The sequence below is a fragment of the Lentzea sp. CC55 genome (assembly GCF_021056325.1).
In the GTDB taxonomy this organism is placed as follows: domain Bacteria; phylum Actinomycetota; class Actinomycetes; order Mycobacteriales; family Pseudonocardiaceae; genus Lentzea; species Lentzea jiangxiensis.
This window is the reverse complement of sequence record NZ_JAJCXE010000013.1, coordinates 1-2,029: the sequence shown is the minus strand read 5'-3', so window position 1 is coordinate 2,029 and position 2,029 is coordinate 1. Positions and strand designations below refer to the sequence as shown.

1 protein-coding gene is annotated in these 2,029 nt (G+C 72.4%); it reads left to right on the top strand.

All coding sequences use genetic code 11. The features are described from left to right. Window positions 1-2,029: condensation domain-containing protein (locus L6E10_RS08370; protein WP_236218839.1), on the top strand; the 2,029-nt coding region annotated here is incomplete at both ends.

The following is a 2,029-nucleotide window of genomic DNA, read 5'->3' as shown; positions in this document are numbered from 1 at the left end:
CGGACTTCCCGCTGGCTCGGCTGGACCAGGCGGCGGTGGACCGGCTGGCCGGCACCGGTGCCGAGGTCGAGGACGTCTACCCGCTGACCCCGCTGCAGACCGGAATGCTGTTCCACACCTTGGTGGACGACACGTCGACCGCCTACTCGAACCGGTTCCGGCTGCGGCTGTCCGGGGTGTCCGACCCGGACGCGCTGGCCGAGGCGTGCCGCCGGGTCGTGAACCGCACGCCGGTGCTGCGCGGCGGCGTGGTGTGGGAGGGCGTCGAGGCGCCGGTGCAGGTCGTGCGCCACCGCGTCGACGTGCCGATCACCGTGCACGACTGGCGTCATCTGCCGGTCGAGGAACACGACGCCTCGGTGGGCGGGGAGGAGCTCGACCTCACCACACCACCGTTGCTGCGCCTGGCGATCGCGCGGCTCACCGACGACGAGGTGGTGCTGTTCTGGACCGCCCACCACGTGCTGCTGGACGGGTGGAGCTTCGCGCAGGTGCTGGCCGAGGTGTGCGAGCAGTACACCGCCGTCGTGCGCGGTGCGGAACCGGAGCTCCCGCCGCGGCGGCCGTTCCGCGACTACCTGCGGTGGCTCGCCGGGCAGGACACCGCGGCGGCCGAACGGCACTGGCGCCAGGTGCTCGCCGGCGTCGAGGCGCCGACCCCGCTGCCGTGGGACCGCTCGCCGGTCCAGGCGCACCGCGCGGAGTCCAGTGCGTCCGTCCACGTCGAACTGGACGCCGGCCGCTCGGCCGCCCTGAACCGGGTCGCCCGCGCCGGAGGGCTGACCGCCAACACCGTGGTGCAGGGTGCGTGGGCGTTGCTGCTGTCGCGCTACAGCGGTGAGTCCGACGTCGTGTTCGGCACGACGGTGTCGGGACGCCCGGCGGAACTGCCGGGCATCGGGTCCATGGTCGGCATGTTCATCAACACCGTTCCCACCCGCGTCCGGGTCGACCTGAACGCTCCGGTGCTGCCGTGGCTGCGGGACCTGCAGGCGGCGCAGACGGAGTCGCGCCGGTTCGACTTCGTGTCGCTGGCCGACCTGCGGTCGTGGAGCGACGTCCCGGCGGGGTCGTCGTTGTTCGACAGCGCCGTGGTGTTCGAGAACTACCCCGTGGACGAGCTGCTCGACGACTCGCAGGGCGTGCGGGTGCTGGAGGTCGAGGGCGCCGACACCACCAGCTTCCCGCTGGCCCTCAGCGCGAACCTCGGCGACCGGCTGCGCCTGGAACTGGACTACGACCCGCGGCTGTTCGACGCCGCCACGGTCGAACGCCTCGCCACACGTCTCGCGGCGGTGCTGGAGGGCATCGCGACCGAGCCGGCCCGCGCGCTCGGCGAGCTGCCGTTGATGACCGACGACGAGCGCCGCCAGGTGCTCGTGGAGTGGAACGCCACCGACGGCGAGGTGTCGGCGCAGTCGGTCGTGGAGGTCTTCGAAAGCCAGGCGGAGACCACACCGGACGCCACCGCCCTGGTGGTGGGGGATCGCTCGTTGTCGTTCGCGGAGCTGAACGCGTGGGCGAACCGGGTGGCACGGGTGTTCGTGGCCTCGGGGGTGGGACCGGAGCGCGTGGTGGCGCTGTCGTTGCCGCGGTCGGTGGAGTTCGTGGTGGCGTTGCTGGCGATCTGGAAGGCCGGCGGGGTGTACCTGCCGGTCGACCCGTCGCTGCCGGCGGACCGGGTGGAGTTCCTGCTGCGCGACGCCGAACCGGTGCTCGTGGTGCGCGGGTCGCTGCCGGACGCCGACGACCAGGACGCCTCGAACCCGGCTCCGGTGCGCGGCGACCACGCCGCCTACGTCATCTACACCTCCGGCTCCTCCGGGCGGCCCAAGGGTGTGGTGGTCGAGCACGGCAGCCTGGTCAACCTGCTGGTGAACCACCGCGAGGACTTCGTGGCCGGGAACCGGTTGCGCGTCGCCCTGTCGGCGGTGTTCTCGTTCGACACGTCGCTGGAAGGCATCGTGCTGATGGCCGACGGTCACGAGTTGCACGTGCTGGACGAGGACGTGCGGCTCGACCCGTCCGC